The organism is Pseudoalteromonas sp. CO348, assembly GCF_004208845.1.
GTDB classification, from domain to species: Bacteria; Pseudomonadota; Gammaproteobacteria; order Enterobacterales; family Alteromonadaceae; genus Pseudoalteromonas; species Pseudoalteromonas maricaloris.
In genome coordinates, this window is the sequence record NZ_SGPI01000017.1 from 361,181 (window position 1) to 384,625 (window position 23,445).

Sequence of the window (23,445 nt, forward strand, 5' to 3'; positions counted from 1 at the left end):
CATGGCAAATTCGTGTTTTCATTGTTTGGAGCCTATTCCTAAAGGGTTTGTAGGCTCGGTTACCTTTGAGGGTAGCGCACAACCGGTTTGCTGTATTGGCTGCCAGGCCGTTGCCGAAACCATTATTTCTCAAGGTATGAGTGACTACTATACTTACCGCACAGAAAGTGCAGGTAAAGTTGAAGAGCTTGTACCTGAACAACTCAAAATGCTACTCAGCTATGATAACGACGAGATCCAAGAGGACTTCGTCGAAATTAGCGGTGAGCACAAAGAGGTACTGCTCAGTGTTGAAGGAATAAGCTGCGCCGCTTGTGCTTGGCTTATCGAAAAACAACTGCTAGCGCTCGGCGGTATCGTTCGAGTTGATGTTAACACCTCCACCCATCGCGCCATGATTGTATGGCAAGATAAACACGTAAAGTTAAGCGATATCATCAAATCCTTGATGGAAATCGGCTATAAGGCCTACCCATTTCAAGCCGATGAAGAAGCTGCACAGAAACAAGCCGTAGCGAAAGCATACATCCGTCGTTTAGGCGTTGCTGGCCTCATGACTATGCAAGTGATGATGTTTGCATTTGCCATGTACTTTGGCATGTTTTCAGGCATGGAAGAGGACTTTGAACAATACTTTCGTTGGATAAGTCTCGTGCTTGCCTCTCCTGTTATTCTGTATTCAGCGATGCCATTTTTAACGAATGCGGTTAAAGGACTGAAAGCTAAACAACTGAATATGGATCTCCCTGTTTCACTTGCTATATTCGGAGCCTACGGCGCCAGCACTTACGCTACTTTTATGGAAGTCGGCGAAGTCTATTTTGAATCCATCTGTATGTTTACCTTCTTGCTGTTGTTAGGTAAATACCTTGAGTTCAGGGCCAGATTAAAAGCCAGTGAGTTTACTGCAAACCTGCAAAAGCTGCTGCCATTGACCGCCAGAAAGGTTGATGAGAATAACAATGAGCAACATATTGCCGCCAAAAAGCTAAAACTGAACGATCTGATATTAGTTAAGGCTGGAGAAACTATCCCTGCGGATGGCTTAGTGATCAAAGGCCATACCACCGTTGATGAGTCGATGATGACAGGCGAACATTTGCCAGTTAAGAAATATCAAGGCCATCAAGTGTATGCTGGAACCGTGAATCATGACGGTGTAATTACGTTAGAGATCAATAAAATTGGGCAAAATACCCTGCTCAACCAAATTATTCGACTGCAGCATAACGCACTTACCAAACGCCCTAAGTTGGTGGAAATCACCGATAAAGTCGCGCAGTGGTTTGTTGCCTGTCTATTAATTTTTGCCTCAATTACCGCCATCGGCTGGTACCCAATTTCACCAGATAAGGCTTTTTGGGTCACGATTTCAGTGCTAGTAGCAACCTGCCCTTGCGCGTTAAGCCTTGCGATACCAACCGCGCTTACCTGCGCCGTTGCGTCACTTACGAAAAAAGGGATCTTGATTAAAGAAGCCCATGTACTAGAAACGGCAACCAAATTAACGCGTGTTGCCTTTGATAAAACAGGCACACTGACCGAAGGACGTTTCTCAATTAAACACATTGAGCTACTGCAAACGGAATACAACGAGCAACAAGTCTTGGATTTCGCAGCAGCGTTAGAGCGCTTTTCTGAGCACCCAATCGCTCGCGCATTTGCACATATCACCCCAACCGAAAACCTAGTCCAAGATGTTGAAGTTGTGGCTGGTTCAGGTATTCGTGGTCACTGGCAAGGAGTCACTATTGCCCTTGGGAAGAGCCATTGGTTTGATAACCACGCGTCATTTGCTCAAGCAACCTTATTCATTAACAACAACGCAGTTGCAGATTTTTACTTCAATGACAAAGTAAAAAGCAATGCTGAAACAGTTGTTGAACAGCTACAACAAGCTGGCCTTACATGCCACATGCTAACTGGGGATAGCTCCAATGCAGGCAAAGAGTTATCGCAGCAGTTAGCATTAGATAGCTACCAAAGCGCTTGCACACCAGAGATTAAGCAACAAGCCGTTGAAACTTGGTCCAAACAAGGCGAGGTTGTCGCTATGGTTGGTGATGGCATCAACGATAGCCCAGTATTCAATAGCGCTCACTTGTCAGTTGCGATGGATACCGGCGCTGATATCTCAAAGAATACCGCTGATGTGGTGTTGTTAAATAGCGATTTGAATGCCATTCTAGCCCTTCAGCAAGTAGCGAAACAAACGCGCAGAATAGTAAAGCAAAACTTAACCATATCACTTTTGTATAACGGCTCCATTTTGCCACTCGCTGCACTTGGCCTCATTCCACCTTGGATAGCAGTTATTGGCATGTCAGCTAGCTCGATCATCGTGATCGGTAATTCATTAAGGTTATTAAAGCTATGAGTATCATCTACGTATTAATACCTATCGCCATTTTATTCGTCATTATTGCTATTGGTATTTTCTTTTGGGCAGTAAAAAGCGAACAATTTTCAGATTTGAATAAACAGGGCCACAGCATCTTATTCGATGATGATAAAGCGCACACGGGTGATAAGTCCGTAAAACCATCAAATAATAAGAGTAATAACGACAACTAGCATGAATGAGATAAGCTTGCTAAGTGCATTTGTAATGGGGCTTGCAGGAAGTGGTCACTGCTTGGTGATGTGTGGCGGTATTGCCAGCTCGCTACAACTGGCGAGTAAGCAGCTTTCTGCAGTGGTTGTTACCCTGTTGTATAATATCGGACGTATCTCCAGCTATGCACTAGCTGGCAGCCTTGTTGCCCTACTCGGGGCAAGTCTCGCCAAGCAAAACACGTCACTCGCCATTATATTACAATTGATGAGTGGTATTTTTATGGTGCTTGTCGCTATCTACGTAATGCGCTTAGCCAGCACCTTAAAATGGCTAGAGTCGTTTGCTAAAAGCTTAATTTGGCAACATATTGTTAAGCTCAATCACTACTTAGTCCCGGTCAATACAAAAACCAAAGCGTTTTGTTACGGGGCCTTATGGGGATGGCTACCCTGTGGCCTAGTTTATTCGGCTTTAACATGGACATTACAAGCAAAATCAGCAACTGAAGGCGCACTCATTATGCTCGCCTTTGGTATCGGCACAATGCCTGCGCTGATTGTAATAGGACAATCGGCTCAGCTGCTACAAAAGTTTATAAATCATTTAGTTACACGTATTATTATGGGTAATTTATTGATTTGGTATGGTGTTTATTTAATTATTATTGCAACTGATAAGTTAGTACATTAACCTATCCTTATCTAAGCAAACTCATCATTTAAGATTATTGGTTAGCGCTTTGAGATTAGGAGCTCCAATTGATAACCAAATTTTCTTTTGCGTGTCATATGAGTTTGTGGCGATCTGTAGTACCAAAACCGTTATGCTTTGATACTAGGTTGCCTTCACGTGCGTCATAGACTTATGGAAATTTTATGGACTTAAGTAATCAAAACCGCTCAAAGAGCCAATGCACAATCAGCTGCAATAATTGCAGTATCAGTCAACTTTGCCTCCCATTTTCGCTCAATGGCAGCGAAATGGACAAGTTAGATGAGATCATTGAACGTAAAAAGCCGCTTCATAAAGGGGATTTTCTTTTCGAGTCAGGTGCGCCATTAAATGCAATCTTTGCCGTTCGTTCCGGCTCATTTAAAAGCTACACACTGTCTGAGCAAGGCGACGAGCAGATCACAGGATTTCACCTTGCGGGCGATCTTGTGGGTTTTGATGCCATCAATAAAATGCAGCACCAGAGCTTCGCACAAGCTTTAGAGACCTCTATGGTGTGCGAAATCCCATTTGATACCCTTGATGAGTTAGCTGGTAAGCTGCCAAAGCTACGCCAACAGATCATGCGACTAATGAGCAGTGAAATCAATTACGACCAAGAGATGTTGTTATTATTGAATAAAAAGACTGCTGAAGAACGCTTAGCAACTTTTATCTATAACCTTTCAAATCGCTTCGGCGAGCGTGGTTTTTCTCGTAAAGAATTCCGCTTTACGATGACGCGCGGTGAAATTGGTAACTACTTAGGTCTTACTGTAGAAACCATTAGTCGTTTACTCAGTCGTTTCCAAAAAGCGGGAACAATAAAGGTCGAAGGCAAGTTTATTACCATTATTGATGCTGCAGCCCTAGCTGAGACAGCCGCAATTGCATCTTGATTTAGAACAAACTATTTATCGTTAAGACTTTATCCTTAGATAGGATCGGTTACACTCAATAAGGTCAGAGGTGAAAAAGCTTCTGATCTTATTTGTATACCGTTTTAAGGAGATAGTCGTGGATAAAATCAAAAGTATACTCACCGTAATTGATCCAACCAAAGAGCGCCAAAATAGCTTAGAACGCTCTATCAATCTTGCCAAGCGTACCGGTGCAGCCATCACTGCATTTATGTCTATTTATGACTTCTCCTATGAAATGACCACGATGTTGTCTAAAGACGAACGTGAAGCAATGCGTGAGGCAGTAATTAAAGACAGAGAAGCATGGCTTGCCGATATGGTTAAGGGCTTTTCTGATGTGAGTATCCAAACTAAAGTGTTGTGGCACAATCGCCCCTACGAAGCGATCATCAAAACCGTGCTTGCACATGACTATGATTTGGTCATTAAATCCACCCATCAGCACGATACCCTAAAGTCAGTTATCTTCACCCCAACCGACTGGCATTTAATTCGCAAATGCCCTGCTCCTCTGTTACTGGTTAAAGATCACGCTTGGCCAGATCAAGGCAACATTATTGCAGCGGTAAACTCTGTCAGCGATAACGAACAACATCAAGAACTCAATAAACGTATCATTACAGATGCTCAGTTTTTATGTGAATTAGCCAATGCCAAATTAAGCTTGGTAAACACCTATCCAGCAACGCCTGTTAATATTGCGATAGAAATTCCCGAGTTTAACCCATCGCAATACAATGAAGCCGTGAAAAAACATCATGAAGACGAGACATTTACACTCGCAGAAACTTATTCAATAGATAAAAGCGATTGCATCATCAAAGAAGGTCTACCAGAGGACGTTATCCCCTACGTTGCTAAAGAAAAAGACGCTGAGTTAGTGGTCATCGGCACTGTCGGTCGCACTGGACTGAGTGCAGCGCTTGTTGGCAATACTGCTGAGCACGTGATAGATAGCTTAGACTGTGATGTCTTAGCACTAAAGCCTGATGGCTATAAATCCCCATTAGAAGACTAACTCAGCGCTCAAGTTAATTTAATGTGCGGCAAATACACAGCCGCACATCCCTTTATGTGTATCTGGCGAGCCAGAAATAAAAGTAAAATGCTGATAAACAAAATATCGGCAACGTTGCCAACTGTGCACCCGTTATACTTTTAGACTTAGTGCGCTTGTATGTCATCATCACACCGGTAAACGACAGTCCGGTTAACGCAAGGCCAAACACAAACCATATAAGCTTAGAGGTGATCCCTGCAAAATAACCAAAGTGTAATGGATCTGCATATTCGTTAAGATAATTGCCCCACGCCATATTTTCAGGTTGCTGTACTGCTAAAACCTCTAGCGTTGTTGGGTCCATATAAACCTTGTGCGCTCTATCCCGAAGTACAGGGTTTGTACTCATTCCTTGAAAACGCAGCACCGCAGTATCTGCTCTTGGCAGTTGTACGGTTGTTATCGTCCAATTGGGAATGGCAAGCTGCGCTTTTTCAAAAGCGCTTTCAAACCTCTTTACGGACAGCATGTTGACGTCTTTTACCGCTGTAACATGCTCAACTTTTGGAGCTGGAGGCTCCAAACTAAAACCGGCTACCCGTGCAGAAAACTCAAACAGATACCAAATACCTGTGATAATAATAAGTGTACTAAACCACAGTCCCCATAAGCCAAAAACCTTATGCAGGTCACTCAAAAATACTCTTGTACCTTGCGCCAATCTCAAACGCCACAGCGCAACTTTCCAATTTCGTGTGGTTTTCAGTCCGGTATAGACAGAGATCAGTAAAATGAATGCAAAAGCAGTGACAATTGGCAGCCCGGGCATTGCAGGCATAAATAGGTAGCGATGCAAATCTCTAAAAAATCGTTGAATTGTGAGTAATGATATATCGCCCGTTACTTCATAAGTCCATTGATCGACGTGCACATACCTATCACTTTTAGCCTCGAAAGCCACCCGTGCTCGATAGGAAAAGTAGTCGCTCCCCATTGTACCTAAAGCAGTAACACGACCTTCTGGATAGCGTTCAGCTATCGACGCATACATGTTTCTCCAAGATGCAGCCGTTTGCTCTTTTACCTCTTTGGGCTTTTGGCTAGCACGCATTTGCTCAAAAACAAGCCAATCTAATTCATTTGAAACAGTTGCGATTGTGCCCGTTGCGAGGATCACAAACATAACGGTCGCTAATTGAAAGCCTACCCAGGCATGTAAATCATATAACTTGCGTAGCCGCTTTCTTTGTCTAGCTTTGTCAGCCATCTTGATCCTTATAAAGATAGACTTTCATTTCCACAAGCTCGGATAACTCACCGAGCCTCAGATTAACTTAAGCATTACCAGTTGTAGGTAAACTCAAGGAAAGCATTTCTTGGATCGCCCGGAAAGTGTCCCGTGCGGTCTAAAAAGCCCGACTCTGCATATTCTTTATCGAATACGTTCTCAACTCTGAATAGCACACTATAGTTATCTAATTCCCAAATAATTGAGGTGTCAGCGACGAAATAGGAATTTAGTGTTTGGCCAGATAAACTAAGCTGCTCATCCACATAGTTACCGCCAACTGCGAAAGCCAGATTCCACTCAGGGATCTGATATCGAGTCCACACCCCAAACTGATTTTCAGGGGCGTTGGCAAATTTATCGCCAACACTATTGCGGATCCCACCAGCGCCATTGTCAGCGGTGATAGTCGCATCATTATAGGCATAGGCTAAGCTTACTACCCAGTCAGGGGTCACGTCGGTGATTAACTCGATTTCTAGGCCTTTACTCGTGATTTCTCCGATTGGCGCTAAATTATCAACACCATCTTGCTCGGGATCTGTACCTATATTTTGTAGCAAGTTTTGCCTTGTTATCTGATAACCAGCCACTTTTAGCAATGTACTTCCGTCAAATAACTCAGCGTTAAGCCCAACTTCAATGATATCACCCGTCGTTGGCTCAAATGGACCACCCGCTTTTTCGTCCTGACTGGATACGCCTTGGGGTTCGTAAGAGTCAGCCCACTGTGAATACAATGAGATATCATCAGATAGCTTGTAGATACCACCAATTCTGAAGCTAACATTGGTATCATCAAACTTACTGCCATTGGCATCGTCTTCAAACTGGTCATAACGTATGCCTGCTACAAACGTTACTTTCTCCCAAGCGAGTTCGTTGAGTACATAGGTGCCATTACGCTGTTGTTTCGTTGTACTTTCTGGCGCAAACTTCACATTGTATTGATTTGGCTGCGTTTCTCCATAATTAGGGTTGTGGAGAGACAAAGGCAAAATATCCGAGTCTAACGACGTACCATTTAGATAACGAGTGACAAAGTCATTAGAGGCTGACGCTCGACCCAACAACGCATCTTCTTCACCAGAATATATATCTAGTCCAAATGCGGTACGCTGCTCAGCACCAAACATCTGTGTTTCATAAACAAAGTTAGCCGCAAAAGAGAGTTGAGACTGGGCTCTTAGTTGATCTCGGAACTCACGTGCGACCAAATCGATTTGACCATCTTTATTGCTATCGATGAGTGCTCTTGGTTCATGATAATTTTGTTCTTGCTCATTATCTATATAGCGAAGCGCAACGTTGTAACTTAGCGATGGGCTCAAATCCCCAACAATACTCGCTTGCAATACATCTGAGGTTAGATTTAAAAAGTCTGTAGGCTCATTATGATTCCACGATGGTGTAGTTAGAAACTCACCGTCATCGCCAGCGGGGACACCGCGTAAGCGATTCGCGTCCAAGTCCTGCTTGTAGTGCGTGTATTGCAAAATCAAGCGAGCATCATCAAAATCATAAGCGTAACCTACATCCATAATTGCCACTTCGCTTGCACTATTATCGCGGTAGGTATCTTGTTGTTCGTAAAACGCCCCCAAGCGAATGCTTTGCGCTTGTGCTACTTCACCAGTCACCTCACCAGAAGCACCATAGCGGCTATCTGTGCCCGCGATAATACGAGTATTGGCACTAAACTCAGATTGCGGCTTTTTAGTTATATAGTTGAATAATCCACCAGGTGCCCCGGGTCCATACAGCATACCGGCGGGACCTTTCAAAAAGTCGACACGCTCGACATTAAATAGCTGTGGGACATTAAACCCAACATATGGGTCGCCTCTTAGACCATCAAAATAGATTTCTTCTTGACGAAAGCCACGTGCAGTCACCCCCGCGTAGCTAAATTGGCTGACCCCCGCGATATTACGATAGAGATCTTTGGCATCTCTTGCGGCTAAATCACGGATCAGATTTGCATTGAGAGAAGTCACCATCTGGGTCGAGTTAAGTGGGTCAACCGCAAGCTTTCCCGTCGAAGACTCACCATTACGATATAAATTTAATGTACGGCTAACGACGGTTATTTTTTCTATGTCTTGGTCTTTAAGCTTATCTTCTGACACTTGCTGCTGAGCTGACGCATGCAAAGAGGGATACATAATCGCTAAAGCGATAAGGGATAGTTTTGATATTGTTTTCATTTGGAGCCACAACTTGGTTATTATTAAAGCGCAGGCAAATGATAACAATTATTAATTACATTTAAAATAACCAACTTATATTTAATTGCATTTTTTGCAAAACTAAGAACAAAAATATCTCATGCAGAGATCATTTTCCCGACAGCATGAATAAGTTAGGTGCGTAGAGTTACCAGGTAATTTAAAGTGAAAGATGTTGGGGAGCAAAAGTTGTTAAGTAATAGAGTACCAATTATTGAGTTTTAGACTAGGCCTATCAGACCTAGCCTGGAAAAATCATCGTTGAGAATTAAATATTAGTTACATCAATAAACAATGATTCATCAATGTTTGTCGAGGAAACCACTGCTTCATTAAAGTCATAAGCTTCACGCTCACCGTCTCTATCTAGAGGTAGACTTTCGAAGTCAAAAAGTTCCGTGTCAGCCAGTTGGCTTGGACTAACATTTTGAATTGATTTAAAAATATTCTCTACTCGACCAGGTGTTTTCTTATCCCACTCTACCAACATAGATTTAATGTTTTGACGTTGCAGGTTTTCTTGCGAACCACATAGGTTGCACGGAATAATAGGAAAATCTTTATGCTCTGCGTATTGAATAAGATCTTTTTCACGTGCATAAGTGAGCGGGCGGATCACCACATTACGGCCATCATCAGAGCGTAGCTTTGGTGGCATCGCTTTCATTCTTGCACCGTAGAACATGTTTAAAAACAGCGTTTCAACAATATCATCTAAGTGGTGGCCCAGTGCGATTTTAGTCGCGCCAATCTTTTCCGCAAATGAGTACAAAGTGCCACGACGCAAGCGTGAACAAAGACCACAAGTCGTTTTGCCCTCTGGTACTTTCTCTTTTACGACTGAGTAAGTATCTTTATCAATGATGTAATAAGGAATGTCTAACGTTTCGAAGTACTCAGGCAAAATATGCTCTGGGAACCCAGGCTGCTTTTGATCTAGATTGACCGCCACCACATCAAAGTGAATTGGTGCTGCCTTTTTTAGGCTAAGTAAAATATCCAGCATGGCGAATGAATCCTTACCACCGCTGATACAAGCCATCACCACATCGCCTTCTTCGATCATATTGTAATCTTTGATGGCGTTGCCGACATTACGGCGCAGACGCTTTTGCAGCTTATTAAACTCTAAAACTTCTTTGCGATTATCTTGCTCTGTCATGGTGTTAGGTGCCGTATTCATACTTACTCAACTGTGTACTGTGGACGTTATCACGCTAGTACATTACTACATCAATTATGGGGCGCCGATTATACGTGAAATTGAGATGAGGTAAAATACAAAAATGGCGCCGCTTTGGGCGCCATTGTTGGGAATTAGTAAATTAAAGGCCGAACACTACCTTTTCACTTTTTAGCATACGACTGCTTAGGTAGGTGAAAATAGCAAACAACCCCAACGTTACCGCGCTCGATAATAATAGTTGTGGTACTGGTATCGCATTGCCTTTAATGATTTCAATCATTGCGTTTTGCTGCGCTGCGATCGGCATCCACTGCATAATGTCGGTAGCAATATCATAGGTCGTTGCCATACTCATCATTACCGGAATGAACAGCGCCATCGCTACATAAGATTGCGCTTCTTTAAATGATTTAGCCAAGAAAGAGATAAATATCAACAAGCTGGCAGACATTAGCGCAATAGGCAGGCCAATTATAATTGCCGAAATAATGAATTTAGGACCAATAATCACCGTAAAGCCCATCATTTCCCAAGGCACCATATTATACGCAAACTTTGATACTATGGTGGTTAACACTAAGGCAATGATAGAGAAACCTGCAATTGCCCCCACTTTAGCTAACACAATATGCATAGTACTGATCGGGTGACTAAGTAATAGCTGTAAAGAGTTGCGTTCACGCTCCCCAGCACTACTGTCAATTGCCATACCCATCGCCGCATAAAATAGTGAAATAATAATAGATAACGTTGCAATACCTAATACGAAGCCCCCTTTAGAGGTTGGTGTCGCTTGGTCATGAGTTTGAACATCTATCGCACGTGCAATTGTCGGATCGATACCACGCGCGACTAACCGCAATGAAGCAACTTCGCTGTTGTATAACATGAGGTTACGCTCTAGTCGGTTAATTGATGAACGTAACTTTTGCTCCGATTTATCAGCGATGATAAATACCGTCGCGCTCTTACCTTGCATCATATTTTCTTGATAATCTTCGCTTACCTCCAAGGTAATGGCTTTAACCTCTTCGCCTTCACCATGTTCAATTTCTTTACTCGCTAAAAATTGTACTAAGTTGGGCGCATTCTCCGCATTATTAATAGTGATTTTGAGTGCATCAGGCGAAGCCATTTGCTTAAACATGACGGTAAATAATACACACATTAGAATAGGTGCACCGATGCAATAGTAAAGGCCAGCCATCACTGAACGTTTGTCGCGGCTTGCGTCTAACACTTCTTTTTTAAATAAAACTGAGATTAATTTCATCATGCTGCAATTCCTTCATCCGTACCGATTAGGGTAATGAAAGCTTCCTCAAGCGATGCTTTACCTGTTTGTTCACATAGCGCTTGTGGAGAACCTTCCGCGACCACTTTGCCTTTCGCCATGACCACCACATGATCGCAAAGTGCTGCAACTTCTTGCATCACGTGGCTAGAAAACAAGACACAGTGACCTTGCGCCTTAAGCATCAACAACAAATCCCGTAATACTCTGGTACTCATTACATCTAAACCACGCGTTGGCTCATCAAGTACAATATTCGTTGGTTTATGCACGATTGCCTGCGCCAACGCTGTTTTCATTCTTTGACCTTGTGAAAAGCCTTTACAGCGTCTATCCGCGATATCCAACATTTGTAGCTTCTCTAACACTTCTTGCGTCGCGGCAGCGGCCGAATTTGCGTCCATGCCACTTAGTTCAGCGTAAAACTGGGTATATTCACGCGGTGTCATGCGCTCGTAGAGTCCACACGGGTCTGGGAACAATCCTAATTGTTGTTTTGCCCTGGTTGGCTCTTTGGCAACATCAATACTATCGATAGACGCCATACCTTGATCAGCTTGGAGCAGGCCAAATACGGTCCGTAAACAAGTCGTTTTACCTGCCCCATTTGGTCCCAATAGTCCCGTAATTTGACCATCTCGAGCGGTAAATGACAGCCCGTCTAGCGCGTTCACTTCACCAATCTTTTTATATAAGTTATCTACTTGGATCATGAGTTACTCCTTATTAGCGGTTGCTGGGCCATTGATGTTCATAAAGAATTGTTTGCGTGTGTCTTCTTCAAGACAGCTAATATCAAAGTCTCCCACTGTCTTTTCATCGTAAAACTTAGCAATAAGCTTATTAGCACAGCTTTGCCCTGCGACAATATGCGTGGCCGTTGGCGCAACTAAGTGCGTGGCATTGCTTAATTTTTCCATCGCAACTTCTGCCCACTTAGCAGGCGTTGCTGGATCTAATCCGCCAGAAAGCAGTAAGGTTGGAATATCGGACGCAACGGGTTCATAGTAACTACTTGGCACCGGACTCACATTCCAAATTGGGCACGTCGCATCTAGTCCTGTGATCATCATCTCACCCATATAGTTTTCACTATATTTGGCTTTGTCCGCAGCCGTTAATCGTGGCCAATCTTCCCCACATACAATCGCCTGATGCATCCCCATGGCCAATCCCAGACCGTCTTCACTTGGTGCCATCATGCCAACAAGTGGAGCAAGGTTACCGTTAGTCGCTTCACTAATCGCAAGCGGCACCAATGCACGGAAGGAATGAGAGTAAAGCGCCATCCTAATCGCGCTAAATAGCTTCATTTTGGTCATCGTCATCGCGAGCGGTTTGCTGGTCCTTGGGTGAAGTACAGACACTTCTAACGGCGTTTGCTCTACTTGATTAAGCAAGCTTTGCCATTGCTGCTTTAGATTCGGATAACTATTTGCACATTTTTTATCGGCCTCACATTGTGCAAAAAGGGCGTTCAATGAATCTTCTATCGCGCCACCAATCGCCATTAAACTTTGGTTATTGGGCGCAAGACCATCTAACACGGCCGATGCAACACTATCAGGGAACTGTCTCATATACTCAAGTGCGATGCGCGTTCCATATGAGCCACCATATAAGTGTAATTTGCTATAACCAAGCGCGACTCGTACCGCGTCAAAATCTTTTGCGGCCGCAACCGTTGTATAATCGGAAAGATCTGTGTTTAGATTTTCTTTACACTTAAGGGCATCTTCTTTGTAAAAATCGAGACCCAACAAGGTATCATTTAGCGCAAATTGTTGCTCAAGATCCCCCATATCACATTGCAATAGATTGGACTTTCCAGTTCCCCGCTGGTCAACAAGTATAATATCTCTATTTTCTCTCGCGTATTTAAGAATTCTTTCAAAGTTTGCTGCAATTTCGGTGGCCGATTGTCCAGGTCCCCCTGCAAACGCAATAATCGCTTCTTGTGGGTAAAGCGGCTTTATTGCTGGAATAACCATAAAATGAATATCAATTTTTTGTTCTGTTTTGGTTTCACTTAATGGTTGCGAAATTTTTCCGCATTGCGCTCTGTCACTGAGGCCTTTTGCATAACAAGCGGATAATTCTGCGGTTGATGTTGCCGCTTGTAATGGCAGCACAGTTCCTAAAACGAGAGGAAGCAGCGCTAGCTTTACTAAGCTTTTCTTAAACTTAAATGGCTTTTTCATAGTTATTTCCTTGTTGACTCACGGTCAGTATGCTAACTTTAAGTGAGTGTATCAGTGTATTATTGTATTAATACAGTAGAATTAGAGTAATGCTAGATCTTATTCATGTCAACCCCAACAGCGCAGAGCCGATTTATAAGCAGCTATTTGATCAAATAGTGCGTTTAATTGTGTCTGGTAAAGCACAAGCCGGAGAAGAGCTACCTTCTGTAAGAAAGCTAGCTGAGCACTTCTCGGTGAACCCGATGACCGTCTCTCGGGCTATCGGGCAACTTGTCGATCAAGGTTGGCTTGAACGAAGACGCGGCCAGCCGACACGCGTTGCACAGCAGCAAACGACACAACAGACCGATAATCTACTCCATAAAAACCTAGATATTTTAATTAGTGATGCGAAACAGCTTGGGATCAGTAAGACTGAATTGATATCATTGATTGATAAAAATTGGGGACAAGAATAATGACAAGCCCACTACTACAATTCACTAAAATCCATAAACAATATACCGACAAGCCGGTTCTTGAAGACATAAATCTTATTATTGAACCTGGCATGGTTATGGGTTTACTAGGACGAAACGGGGCCGGTAAAACGACACTTCTGCGGATTGCACTTGGGTTAATCGAACAAAATAGTGGTGAGGTTAGCTGCCTCAATAGTAGCAACCTCGAGCTGAGCCCTACGTGTAAAAGCCAAATTGGCTATGTGCCACAACAGCCCTGTGGCTATCAAGGCTTTAAAGTCAAAGACGCCCTCGCACTGCACCGCAGCTTTTATCCAAATTGGGATATTACACTTGAGCAAGAATGGCTTTCTCGCTTCGAGTTAGACGAAAACAAGCTAGTAAGTAACCTTTCAGTTGGTCAACAACAAAGCTTAGCGCTGATAATGGCGATGTCGTACCGCCCTAAGTTACTGATCCTTGACGAGCCAGTGTCAAGCCTCGACCCCATTGCACGCCGGGAGTTTATGTCGGACTTATTCGAGTTAGCACTTGAGTCCGGCTCTGGTGTACTTTTCTCCTCGCATATTACATCTGACGTTGAGCGCGTTGCGAGTCACATTGCCATTATTAAAGATGGTAAGGTTTTGGTTACTGGCGAATTAGATACGCTAAAAGAACAAATTAGGCTTGTACCACATCATCTTACAAGCAAACTGCCATCAGGAGACGTACTTCATCAATCTGAACGTTTTAGCATTTATCAAGCTCACGACAGTGCAAACTGGTCAGCAGACCTACAGCAAAGCCATAGCAACCTTGAGCAGCTCTTTGTGGAGCTACACGCATGAGTACATTAACTCAGCGCAATTGGTGGACAGGATTTTCCGGGTTTTGGTTGCGAGAGTGCGGCTCAGCAAATTTTTTCATTCCAGGGGCCTTAGCATCTATCGCTTCACCTTTGTTAACCTTAATAGAAGATCAAAATATACAAGCATTTAGTTTGGTCTTTTCAATCAGCGCTTTTTGGATGGCTTTTTGCTGGCAATTAGTGAAGTTGCAAGCGCAGGAAAGCGCCTTACTGTTCCCAGCAATTAAACAGCACATATACTTGCAAGGTTTGGTAATTCTGATCATTGGCTACCTACTCAATGCCCTTGCACTTCTCAACCGCCCCGCATCTGAAGTTGCCTATGCCATGTTATTTGCAACGAGTTTTGGCGGTAGCTTCTTTTTGCTATGTCTTCGAAATAGTGTGTATTTCAGACATAATAGTTACATTTTTATGCTCGTACTCGTGCTCGCTATGTTTTTTGGCGATACCCCACAAATTTTAGCACTGCTTGCCGTTCCCCTTATGGTAATGGGAATATACCTATTAGTGACGCGGGCTCATCACTGCCAATGGCATCATTTAGCATATCAAACCTACATAAATAATATTCAAACTGGGTGGCTCCCGAGCAATACCTTCGCACCTGATTTCCTCACTCAGGGGTTTAGACAATTTTTTATGCCAATGAGCTATTTTGCGGGTAATCTGTTGATACAAACCTGTCAGATATTGCTTGTCTCTGGGCTATTAGCCATTGTCGCAAGTGGCTTTTTTGGTGTCACACTCCATTTTGTTATCGGCTTTACCGATATGCTTGTTCTGATGGTCGCTATTTTTGTCTGTTGGTCCAAACTACAAACGAAAATGACATGGGATCAACTATACCTACTCCCTATCTATTCAAGCCTTAAAGCGATAAAGCAGGCTTACCACGTCTCTGCGGTTAAACTTGGGTTTTGCCTAGCCTTGTTTCAACTTCTAGTATTGCTAGCTTGTAGCTTCTTTTCCACATTCGAGACTGTGGCTTTCTATTTAGTGATATTTACAGGCTCTATCGCGGGATTTGTTCTTTGTGTTGCGCTAGGAAGCATGATTAAAAGCGCCCTTACGTTGTCGCTTTGCTGCATGTTCGTAGTCATTTTGCATAGTGCATTTAAATCTTACCTGTTAAATCACGAACAATCAGCAACCACCCTATATCTATTATTAGGTTACGTTGTGATAGCCACCTCACTGCTTGTTTACAGTAATAAGAAGTTTGATTAATACCAGTTGTATTAAGTAAATGATCTATCTTGAAGCGGGGAAATAGCTTTAGTAGCAAGGCAAAAATTTTACTATTTAGTTGTTCTAAATGAGAAATTTTTAACGAAGCTAATATGCTATTTCACCCTTCAAATTGATTAGAGAATTAATTCAATTGGTATAAGAAAGGGATCGCTCGTAGAGGCGTGGCGCTAGCGCTTGAGCCACCGGAGACTGTGCTGGTTAGAATAAAGGAGTGATCGTGAGCATAAGTCGATAATCACTCCTTTTACAGCTGCAATATTTAATGGGAATGGGTTCGACTATTAATAAAATCGGTAACCGAAAACAACACCCCAGAGATCACGAAAGTAATATGTATGCCTACTTTCCAAGCAAGCTGCTCACTAGTTAAATCTTGAGAATGAATAAAGACCTTGAGCAACTCTACGGCAGATATCGCTACGATGGCGCTGATCAGCTTGATTTTAAGTCCTGAGAAGCCAACTTTCCCCATCCAAGTCGGTTTGTCTTCTTGTGGTTCGACATTAAGCTTGGAAACAAAGTTTTCATAGCCACTAAAAATAATGATGATCAATAACCCAGCCAGTAAAGCCGTATCAACCAATGTTAAGATACCAATGAGTAATTCTTGATTTGTCGCTGTAAGCGCACTGATGGTCATCACATAAAGCTGTTTAAAGAACTTAAGTAACAGCAATACAATCGCGAGTAGTAGGCCAACAAAGAACGGCGCTAACAGCCATCGTCCTTTAAATAAGGTTCTTTCTAAGAGATGTTCATAACGATTAAATTGCTCATTCTCGGACTTTGTTTCTTGCTCCATGTTTTTGATTTTCACCATCTTTAGTTAGTTTAACTGAACCTATAAATGTAGCATCAACGCTTATATTTCTCACTATTTATTGACGTAAATTTGAATCAATTTTCTGCTCTTTAAGAGAAAATAAATTCGTTTTCCTTATTTTAAATTTTGCTTTAAAACATGCTTGTTCTTTCAACTAACAGGTAACACGAATGAAAACCTTAGTTTCATCATTAATCGCTCTATCTCTTTTTGCTTGTGTACAAGTACAAGCCGATGAAGAGTTACCAGTCGCGCCTGCAGATTTGGTTCAAGAGTTAACTCAAATGTGCCTTGATTGGGCAAAAGATGATGATGTACAAGCATCTGAGATGAAAAAATATGTTTTGAATTGCGTTAACGACGAGCTAGAGGCAACTGGCTATCAAAAAGTCAAAGACGTAAACATTAAATAATACCAGTTCGCTTATTTAACCTGAGCTGCGGATAATTAATGCCTTTCTAGCAGCCAGTTTTAGCGCTAACTGCGTTGAATTCACTTCCAATAGCCAGCTATTGGTGCGTAAATTCGCCTTGTTTTCCCTAAAACTCTCTGGCTAGACAAGGAGAAAACTAAGTTGTGCTTTAGCAACAATGAGTTGGAACATTCCTTATCCAAACCTCAGGTTATTTAAGTGATGGCATTCATGATGAAAAAGGCCGCTCAATGTGTTGAGCGGCCTTTTGCTTTTAATAACATTTTAGACAAAATATCCATAGCATCTGAAGACACCTATCGATGTTTGGCTAATCGTTAAGCTTTCTTTTTCTTGGTAGTTTTCTCTTCTTCTACCCATTTACCATTGCTATATGTCGCTTTCCAACCCGTCGCTTTACCATCTACTTCTGTCATCACATATTGTGTCTTGGTTTTTCTAGAGTAGCGAACAATCGCAGGGTTACCATCTGAGTCTTGCTCAGGCGCATCAGCCAGATAATAGAATTTAGGTGAAATTCTATCTCTGAAGCGTTTTAGCTCTGATACTTTCGGGGCTCTTGTCTCACGTGATTTCGGGAATGTGTGCGCCGCTAAGAAAATACCTGAAGCGCCATCACGAAGCACAAAATGCGCATCTGACTTTTCGCATTCTAGTTCCGGAAGCGGAACTGGATCTTCTTTCGGTGGTGCAGCTTCACCGTTTTTCAATAGCTTACGTGTATTTTTACAGTCTTCATTTGTACAACCAAAATACTTACCAAAACGGCCAGATTTAAGCTGCATATCCGAACCACACTTGTCACACTCAATTAGTGGTCCATCGTAGCCTTTGATCTTAAATGCGCCTGTTTCAATGACATAGCCCTTACACGCGGGATTATTACCACATACATGGAGCTTTTTCGTTTCATCAATAAGGTATGAGTCCATTGCCGTTTCGCAAATTGGACAACGTTTCATATGACGCAGCGATTCAGCTTCCGCCTCTTCATCCGCATCAGCAGCAACCGCTTCATCACCAGACACTAGATTAATTGTGGTGGTACAACGCTCTTTTGGCGGCAAGTTATAGCCTGTACAGCCAAGGAATACCCCTGTAGAAGCTGTACGAATACCCATTTTACGTGAACATGTGGGACAATCGATGTCTGTTTCAACCATCACATTTTGTCGCATGCCGCCTTCACTTTCATCGCCAGCGGCTATTTCTAGCTGGTTAGAAAAGTCGGCGTAAAACTTATCAAGTACCTGCGTCCATAAACGTTCGCCTTCTGCGATATCATCAAGGCGACCTTCCATTTTGGCGGTAAAGTCAAAGTCCATTAAATCGTTGAAATTCTCAACGAGTCTGTCAGTTACGATCTCGCCCATTTTTTCAGCGTAAAAACGGCGGTTTTCAACTCGAACATAACCACGGTCCTGAATCGTCGAAATGATAGCAGCATAGGTAGATGGACGACCAATACCACGCTTTTCTAATTCTTTAACTAAGCTTGCTTCGCTGAAACGTGCTGGTGGTTTAGTAAAGTGCTGCTTAGGATCAATCGCAATAAGATCAAGCTTGTCGCCAACTGAAACACTTGGAAGCGCCTGCTCTTCTTCATTCTTCTTACGCACAGCCGGTTGTACACGTGTCCAACCATCAAAACGTAGCACGCGACCTTTCGCTTTTAACGTGTAATCTTCCGCGGCGACGGTCAGCGTCGTTAGGTCATACTCTGCAGGCATCATCTGACACGCCACAAACTGACGCCAAATAAGCTCATAGAGCTTCTTAGCATCTGCCTCTACGCCGTCTAAATGACCTGATAAGATCGTCACATCAGAAGGACGAATTGCCTCGTGCGCTTCTTGTGCGTTGCCTTTTGCGGAGTAACGCAGTGGTGCTTCTGGAAGATACTTACTACCAAATTCACTATCGATATAGCCACGACACATTTCTAACGCATCGTTTGATAGGTTCGTCGAGTCCGTACGCATATAGGTGATGTAACCCGCCTCGTATAGACGCTGCGCTAACATCATGGTTTTCTTTACGCCATAGCCTAAACGAGTACTTGCCGCTTGCTGCATTGTCGAGGTAATAAATGGCGCACTTGGCTTACTCTTACTTGGCTTTTCTTCAACCTTGACTACTTCGTAAGCACTGTTTTCAAGCACTTGTACGGCAGTATCAGCCTGCGCTTTATTTACAGGCTTAAATGCCTCACCTTTAAACTTAGTAACCGCTAGGCGAATATCATCTTTTGTTGCTTTAACATCGGCGTGAATATCCCAAAACTCTTCTGGAATAAACGCTTTAATCTCACGCTCTCGCTCAACAAGTAATCTCACAGCAACAGATTGTACGCGACCTGCCGATAACCCTCTTGCTACTTTTTGCCAAAGCAGCGGGGATACCATAAAGCCAACAACTCGGTCAAGGAATCGTCTTGCCTGCTGCGCATATACCATGTCGGTGTTAAGGTCGCCAGGCGCTTCAAACGCTTGGGTTATCGCGTTTTTGGTGATCTCGTTAAAGACCACACGCTTATATTTGCTCTCATCGCCACCGATGATCTGTTCAAGGTGCCAAGCAATAGCTTCCCCTTCTCTATCCAAATCGGTTGCGAGATAGATATGGTCAGCATCCTCAGCAAGTTTCTGTAGTTCTTGAACTACTTTTTCTTTACCCGGCAAAATTTCGTAATGCGGTTCCCAACCCTTCTCAGGATCAATCCCCATCCTCGCAACTAAATTTGCATAATCTTTTTGCTTTTTATATTGCGCTTTTTCTTCAGGTGACATTTTACGTACTTCAGCTGGCGACTTAGTTGCCAAGCCTTTCGTCTTACCTGCCCCTGAGGTAGGAAGATCTCGAACATGGCCTACACTGGATTTAACAATGTAATCCTTGCCGAGGTATTTATTGATTGTTTTTGCCTTCGCGGGAGACTCTACAATTACTAGCGATTTGCCCATAGCTGCCTATTTTTGACCGATTCTGTCTGATGTTTGCCCTTACTTGGGCGTTAAATTACTTATAGGTATATCTACAAACACCTATTGTTACAAGCTAAAAATACTAACTTTTCCCTGATCACCGAATTATTATCCAATTTATGTACAATATTCAGCCAATTTAGGGACGCATTCATATATATAAGGTTAAGGCACGGGAATATAAAGGAATAGAAACAAAAATGCCAACCCGAAAGTTGGCATTTGTCATTTTATCCAGCGTCTGTAACGCTTATTCCGATTGATTGAGTCTTTCGTTCGTCATCATCATCTCCCAAAGCTGGGAAAGTAAATTTGATCCCTAATACGCCAGAAAGTTTGTTGTTTGGCTCAGCTTCCCTCGCCAAAGTAACGTTGAAGAAGTTTGGCTTATCACTTGTATAGTTCCCTAAGGTGCCAGACACACTTCCACTGGTTAGCTCACCGTTATTTGTTGAAATCTCGACTTCTGTACCCGCTGGAAGTGGATTACCAAACTCATCAGTGAAATAAATTGTAATAGGAACGGCTGATGGGCTGCCTGCCGCCGTGAAATCTACACTGGCGAGGTCGCACACACCGTCTACTCCAGATGGTTCAAGCACTAAGCCATTCCCACTTGGACACGAATTAGAACCAGCAAGCGAAGCCGGCACTGTAAACCGCACAAAAGCATTATCGCCAGACATTATCAATTCAAATTGTCTGTAAACATTAACTAGCTCTTTAGTACATTCTCCTGCGGCTTCGGCGGCTTCTGAACAAAGCAAACCATTATATTTGCCGTCCCCTTCATAAATATTGTTGCCATCGATATCAAAATCAAAGCGACCATTGTTATTGCTATCCACCCACCAATCGTCATGACCGCCATTTACAGTTCCCGTTGGAGAACAAGGTCCTGTGTTTGCAGCAGAATCACAATTCTCTTTATCAAAACGACCATTTTCATTGGTATCTAGGAATGCTTCTGTAAGGTCAAACTCTTGCCGATATTCGCCAATGTCGAACCGACCATTACGGCGCTCTACTCCACCGCTAGATTGCTCATCTCTGAAATTTTCTTGGCCTTTAACAAAAGCCAACACACTTACACGCCCACCCATAACAATTCGTCTAAGTGCAGTTGTAGCGCCATCGTTCGACGAAGCGTCTTTTTGTCTTAGCATGCCATTAATACATGGTGCAGCACTACCAAAATATGGGTCACAGTTCCAATTAGCTGAGCTTTGCTTTTGAGTATTTGATAATGTAGCTGCTAGTCTAGGAGCTACCGCTTCAAAGGTATTCACATTACCGTCTATATCACCAATGCGGTTACCCCAACGATATTCATAGAAAGGTCTATCTCCTTGGCTACGCCACACCACAGTACAAGCAGCATTATTCGTTCTACAATCGTAAGTGTCCTCAGACTCAGTACTACCAATAGCACCGGCTTCAGCAATCACAGTTGCAGCAACGCCATCAGCATTAAACTGATTGAATTGATCACCAAAGAACAAGGTAATATTTGTTGTTACCCCATTATAATTAAGCGAGTTGGTATTGAATGTAACAGGGGAAGCGTCAAAGGTATCCTGATCGGTGACACCTGAGCTTAAAATTAATCCTGACGATACACCAAATATCTGCTCACTTAATGGGATTGTATGCATAACACCTGCGGGACAGCGGACATCGTCGTTTGATGCATCTGCATCATTACATGCATTGGCGATATCCGTCCAACAGGTAATCGCATCACCTTCAGGTAAATTTACGTAAGATTCTTCTGGGATATAACACGCACTGACAACGAGCGGACCTGGCACAATACCAGACTTAACCGTTGTTCTTACAATACCATTTGCATTGGTGTTTCCGGTAATTTGCGTAAGCGAGGCTAGGCCTTGCTCATCTGACAATCTAAAGTCGACTCGCGCTCGTGGAATTGCAAGGTTATCTTCATCTACCAGTTTAAAGCTCACAACAGATTGGGTTGGTAAACCGCCTTCACCAGGGGGTAAAGCAATAAACTGATTAAACCCATCTTCCTCAGGTAAAAACTGTACCGCTTGTGCAAGCGCGCTATCCACTTCAATAATCGTTTCTTGATTTATTGGAGAGCTGCCGTTTTGGATAGTAACAGAAATTCTATCTTCGCCTTGGCAACCTTTAGCACGGTATGTAGAACGGGCGATACCATTTGAGGTATTTACTGTTTCATCTAATTCTGCAAGCGCAGGGGTCGCTGCGGAACAAGCTGAGCTAAATGCAACTTCAACAGCGCTATTGATTAATGCCCCATTCTGATCCTTTAACGTCACGGTAATAACCGTACTTCCACCTGCGGAAAGCTTTTGTTGAACTCCATTACTATCAACCAAACCATTGTCAATCGTAACATTCAACTGAGCAACACCAACATTAAAATTGATAGCCTGAGTGACATCAACATAATCAGGAGAGTTTACCGTGATAGTACCAGCGCCACCTTGGTTACCTGGCTGAAACTTTAGAATTGCAATACCAAAAGAATCCGTTAACGCGGTGCCTGTCGATGGTAAGATAGCCCCTAAAGTAGTCTCAACGCTAATTAACGCGTTGGCAATAGCATCACCAGTTTGGCTAGATGTCATTTTGATGAATACATCAGCAGTCTCGTTTGACGATACTTGATTGACGCGAGTACACCCAGCAGCAATTGGATCTATCATTGCCTGATTTCGGCTATCATCCCAACCTGCAGGACATTTACTTAATAACATGACCTCAAGTTTTGCTGACGCGGTTACATTGCCGTCATCACCACCACCTTGAGAGGTAAAATCAAAAGCTCTCGTTGCACTATTATCACCTTGAGTGTAAGTCGCCGTAATACGTCCAGCACCCACAGTAGCCGTTACTTTTAACGTAATTGACGCTTTACCCTCAGTATTTGTAAGCACAGACCCTGAGCTGGGTTCCATGGTTGCAAATTCGTCGCTCTCAAAAACGACTCGACTATTTGCCAGAGGGCTACCATCTTTTGTTAATGTGGCAGTGATTACTAGAGGAGATGAAGATGAAAGTGTATTCGTTGAATTACCACTAGTATCCGCTCCTGAAAGCGTAATGGCATAAGTACCATCGCTACCATCATCACCATTACCATTATCTGTATCTTTTTGGATACTGCCGCCGCCACCGCACGCGGTCAGTAAGAATGCTAGCATCAGTATGCTAAAATAGCGCATCAAGGGCATTCACCTATCTCCCTAGCTAAGTTA

At 43.0% G+C, this 23,445-nt stretch carries 18 protein-coding genes; 9 read left to right on the forward strand and 9 right to left on the reverse strand.

Annotated elements, in window-relative coordinates; all coding sequences use genetic code 11:
• Position 1: 1 nt before the first annotated feature.
• From EXT48_RS09170 to uspE, 5 genes are all read left to right on the forward strand, one after another.
• Positions 2-2,377, forward strand: coding sequence for a heavy metal translocating P-type ATPase (locus EXT48_RS09170; protein WP_130164266.1), 2,376 nt, complete (start codon positions 2-4; stop codon positions 2,375-2,377).
• Positions 2,374-2,574, forward strand: a complete 201-nt coding sequence (gene ccoS / locus EXT48_RS09175) for a cbb3-type cytochrome oxidase assembly protein CcoS (RefSeq protein ID WP_130164267.1) — start codon at positions 2,374-2,376, stop codon at positions 2,572-2,574. The genes EXT48_RS09170 and ccoS overlap by 4 nt, the downstream gene beginning before the upstream one ends.
• A gap of 1 nt (position 2,575) precedes the next feature.
• Positions 2,576-3,247, forward strand: a complete 672-nt coding sequence (locus tag EXT48_RS09180; protein ID WP_039497489.1) for a sulfite exporter TauE/SafE family protein — start codon at positions 2,576-2,578, stop codon at positions 3,245-3,247.
• 185 nt (positions 3,248-3,432) lie between these two features.
• Positions 3,433-4,167, forward strand: a complete 735-nt coding sequence (locus EXT48_RS09185; protein WP_010373979.1) for an FNR family transcription factor — start codon at positions 3,433-3,435, stop codon at positions 4,165-4,167.
• A 118-nt stretch (positions 4,168-4,285) separates the two neighbouring features.
• Positions 4,286-5,209, forward strand: coding sequence for a universal stress protein UspE (uspE, locus tag EXT48_RS09190; protein ID WP_130164268.1), 924 nt, complete (start codon positions 4,286-4,288; stop codon positions 5,207-5,209).
• Positions 5,210-5,261: 52 nt separating this feature from the next.
• Here uspE and EXT48_RS09195 read toward each other — a convergent pair whose 3' ends face one another.
• The 6 genes from EXT48_RS09195 to EXT48_RS09220 all read right to left on the reverse strand — a co-directional run bounded on the left by EXT48_RS09195 (position 5,262) and on the right by EXT48_RS09220 (position 13,388).
• Positions 5,262-6,458, reverse strand: a complete 1,197-nt coding sequence (locus EXT48_RS09195; protein WP_130164269.1) for a PepSY domain-containing protein — start codon at positions 6,456-6,458, stop codon at positions 5,262-5,264.
• Between the two features lie 74 nt (positions 6,459-6,532).
• Positions 6,533-8,686, reverse strand: coding sequence for a TonB-dependent siderophore receptor (locus EXT48_RS09200; protein WP_130164270.1), 2,154 nt, complete (start codon positions 8,684-8,686; stop codon positions 6,533-6,535).
• A gap of 289 nt (positions 8,687-8,975) precedes the next feature.
• Entirely contained in the window at positions 8,976-9,869 is an 894-nt protein-coding gene (gene ttcA, locus EXT48_RS09205; RefSeq protein ID WP_010373971.1) for a tRNA 2-thiocytidine(32) synthetase TtcA, read from the reverse strand.
• Positions 9,870-10,032: 163 nt separating this feature from the next.
• The gene (locus tag EXT48_RS09210; RefSeq protein WP_010373969.1) at positions 10,033-11,169 is read right to left on the reverse strand and encodes an ABC transporter permease; all 1,137 of its coding nucleotides are present in this window, start codon (positions 11,167-11,169) and stop codon (positions 10,033-10,035) included.
• A complete protein-coding gene (locus tag EXT48_RS09215) occupies positions 11,166-11,900 on the reverse strand; it encodes an ATP-binding cassette domain-containing protein (RefSeq protein ID WP_130164271.1) in 735 nt (244 codons plus the stop codon). Before EXT48_RS09215 ends, EXT48_RS09210 begins: the two co-directional genes overlap by 4 nt.
• Before the next feature lie 3 nt (positions 11,901-11,903).
• Entirely contained in the window at positions 11,904-13,388 is a 1,485-nt protein-coding gene (locus tag EXT48_RS09220) for an alpha/beta hydrolase (RefSeq protein ID WP_130164272.1), read from the reverse strand.
• Positions 13,389-13,477: 89 nt separating this feature from the next.
• Between EXT48_RS09220 and EXT48_RS09225 the strand changes: the two genes are divergently transcribed.
• From EXT48_RS09225 to EXT48_RS09235, 3 genes are read left to right on the forward strand one after another with little or no spacing between them, the layout of a single operon-like run.
• On the forward strand, positions 13,478-13,849 hold the full coding sequence (locus EXT48_RS09225) for a GntR family transcriptional regulator (protein ID WP_010373963.1): 372 nt from the start codon (positions 13,478-13,480) through the stop codon (positions 13,847-13,849).
• Complete coding sequence (locus tag EXT48_RS09230; protein WP_130164273.1) at positions 13,849-14,682, forward strand: ABC transporter ATP-binding protein; 834 nt, start codon at positions 13,849-13,851, stop codon at positions 14,680-14,682. The genes EXT48_RS09225 and EXT48_RS09230 overlap by 1 nt, the downstream gene beginning before the upstream one ends.
• Complete coding sequence (locus EXT48_RS09235; protein WP_130164274.1) at positions 14,679-15,932, forward strand: hypothetical protein; 1,254 nt, start codon at positions 14,679-14,681, stop codon at positions 15,930-15,932. Before EXT48_RS09230 ends, EXT48_RS09235 begins: the two co-directional genes overlap by 4 nt.
• Before the next feature lie 283 nt (positions 15,933-16,215).
• Here EXT48_RS09235 and EXT48_RS09240 read toward each other — a convergent pair whose 3' ends face one another.
• Complete coding sequence (locus EXT48_RS09240) at positions 16,216-16,776, reverse strand: TIGR00645 family protein (RefSeq protein WP_017219099.1); 561 nt, start codon at positions 16,774-16,776, stop codon at positions 16,216-16,218.
• A gap of 173 nt (positions 16,777-16,949) precedes the next feature.
• Here EXT48_RS09240 and EXT48_RS09245 point away from each other — a divergent pair, with 173 nt between their 5' ends.
• Positions 16,950-17,192, forward strand: a complete 243-nt coding sequence (locus EXT48_RS09245; RefSeq protein ID WP_010373953.1) for a hypothetical protein — start codon at positions 16,950-16,952, stop codon at positions 17,190-17,192.
• Between the two features lie 338 nt (positions 17,193-17,530).
• On the opposite strand, the gene topA is transcribed toward EXT48_RS09245, so the two are convergent.
• Both topA and EXT48_RS09255 read right to left on the reverse strand, forming a co-directional pair.
• Positions 17,531-20,176, reverse strand: coding sequence for a type I DNA topoisomerase (gene topA / locus EXT48_RS09250; protein ID WP_010373951.1), 2,646 nt, complete (start codon positions 20,174-20,176; stop codon positions 17,531-17,533).
• 251 nt (positions 20,177-20,427) lie between these two features.
• On the reverse strand, positions 20,428-23,412 hold the full coding sequence (locus EXT48_RS09255) for a hypothetical protein (protein ID WP_240703369.1): 2,985 nt from the start codon (positions 23,410-23,412) through the stop codon (positions 20,428-20,430).
• Positions 23,413-23,445: the final 33 nt, after the last annotated feature.

Excerpts from the sequence above, each read along its gene's own strand:
- EXT48_RS09170 (WP_130164266.1), top strand. The coding sequence starts at position 2 with ATGGCAAATTCGTGTTTTCATTGTTTGGAGCCTATTCCTAAAGGGTTT.
- ccoS (WP_130164267.1), top strand. The coding sequence starts at position 2,374 with ATGAGTATCATCTACGTATTAATACCTATCGCCATTTTATTCGTCATT.
- EXT48_RS09180 (WP_039497489.1), top strand. The coding sequence starts at position 2,576 with ATGAATGAGATAAGCTTGCTAAGTGCATTTGTAATGGGGCTTGCAGGA.
- EXT48_RS09185 (WP_010373979.1), top strand. The coding sequence starts at position 3,433 with ATGGACTTAAGTAATCAAAACCGCTCAAAGAGCCAATGCACAATCAGC.
- EXT48_RS09195 (WP_130164269.1), bottom strand. The coding sequence starts at position 6,458 with ATGGCTGACAAAGCTAGACAAAGAAAGCGGCTACGCAAGTTATATGAT.
- EXT48_RS09200 (WP_130164270.1), bottom strand. The coding sequence starts at position 8,686 with ATGAAAACAATATCAAAACTATCCCTTATCGCTTTAGCGATTATGTAT.
- ttcA (WP_010373971.1), bottom strand. The coding sequence starts at position 9,869 with ATGACAGAGCAAGATAATCGCAAAGAAGTTTTAGAGTTTAATAAGCTG.
- EXT48_RS09210 (WP_010373969.1), bottom strand. The coding sequence starts at position 11,169 with ATGATGAAATTAATCTCAGTTTTATTTAAAAAAGAAGTGTTAGACGCA.
- EXT48_RS09215 (WP_130164271.1), bottom strand. The coding sequence starts at position 11,900 with ATGATCCAAGTAGATAACTTATATAAAAAGATTGGTGAAGTGAACGCG.
- EXT48_RS09220 (WP_130164272.1), bottom strand. The coding sequence starts at position 13,388 with ATGAAAAAGCCATTTAAGTTTAAGAAAAGCTTAGTAAAGCTAGCGCTG.
- EXT48_RS09225 (WP_010373963.1), top strand. The coding sequence starts at position 13,478 with ATGCTAGATCTTATTCATGTCAACCCCAACAGCGCAGAGCCGATTTAT.
- EXT48_RS09230 (WP_130164273.1), top strand. The coding sequence starts at position 13,849 with ATGACAAGCCCACTACTACAATTCACTAAAATCCATAAACAATATACC.
- EXT48_RS09235 (WP_130164274.1), top strand. The coding sequence starts at position 14,679 with ATGAGTACATTAACTCAGCGCAATTGGTGGACAGGATTTTCCGGGTTT.
- EXT48_RS09240 (WP_017219099.1), bottom strand. The coding sequence starts at position 16,776 with ATGGTGAAAATCAAAAACATGGAGCAAGAAACAAAGTCCGAGAATGAG.
- EXT48_RS09245 (WP_010373953.1), top strand. The coding sequence starts at position 16,950 with ATGAAAACCTTAGTTTCATCATTAATCGCTCTATCTCTTTTTGCTTGT.
- topA (WP_010373951.1), bottom strand. The coding sequence starts at position 20,176 with ATGGGCAAATCGCTAGTAATTGTAGAGTCTCCCGCGAAGGCAAAAACA.
- EXT48_RS09255 (WP_240703369.1), bottom strand. The coding sequence starts at position 23,412 with ATGCGCTATTTTAGCATACTGATGCTAGCATTCTTACTGACCGCGTGC.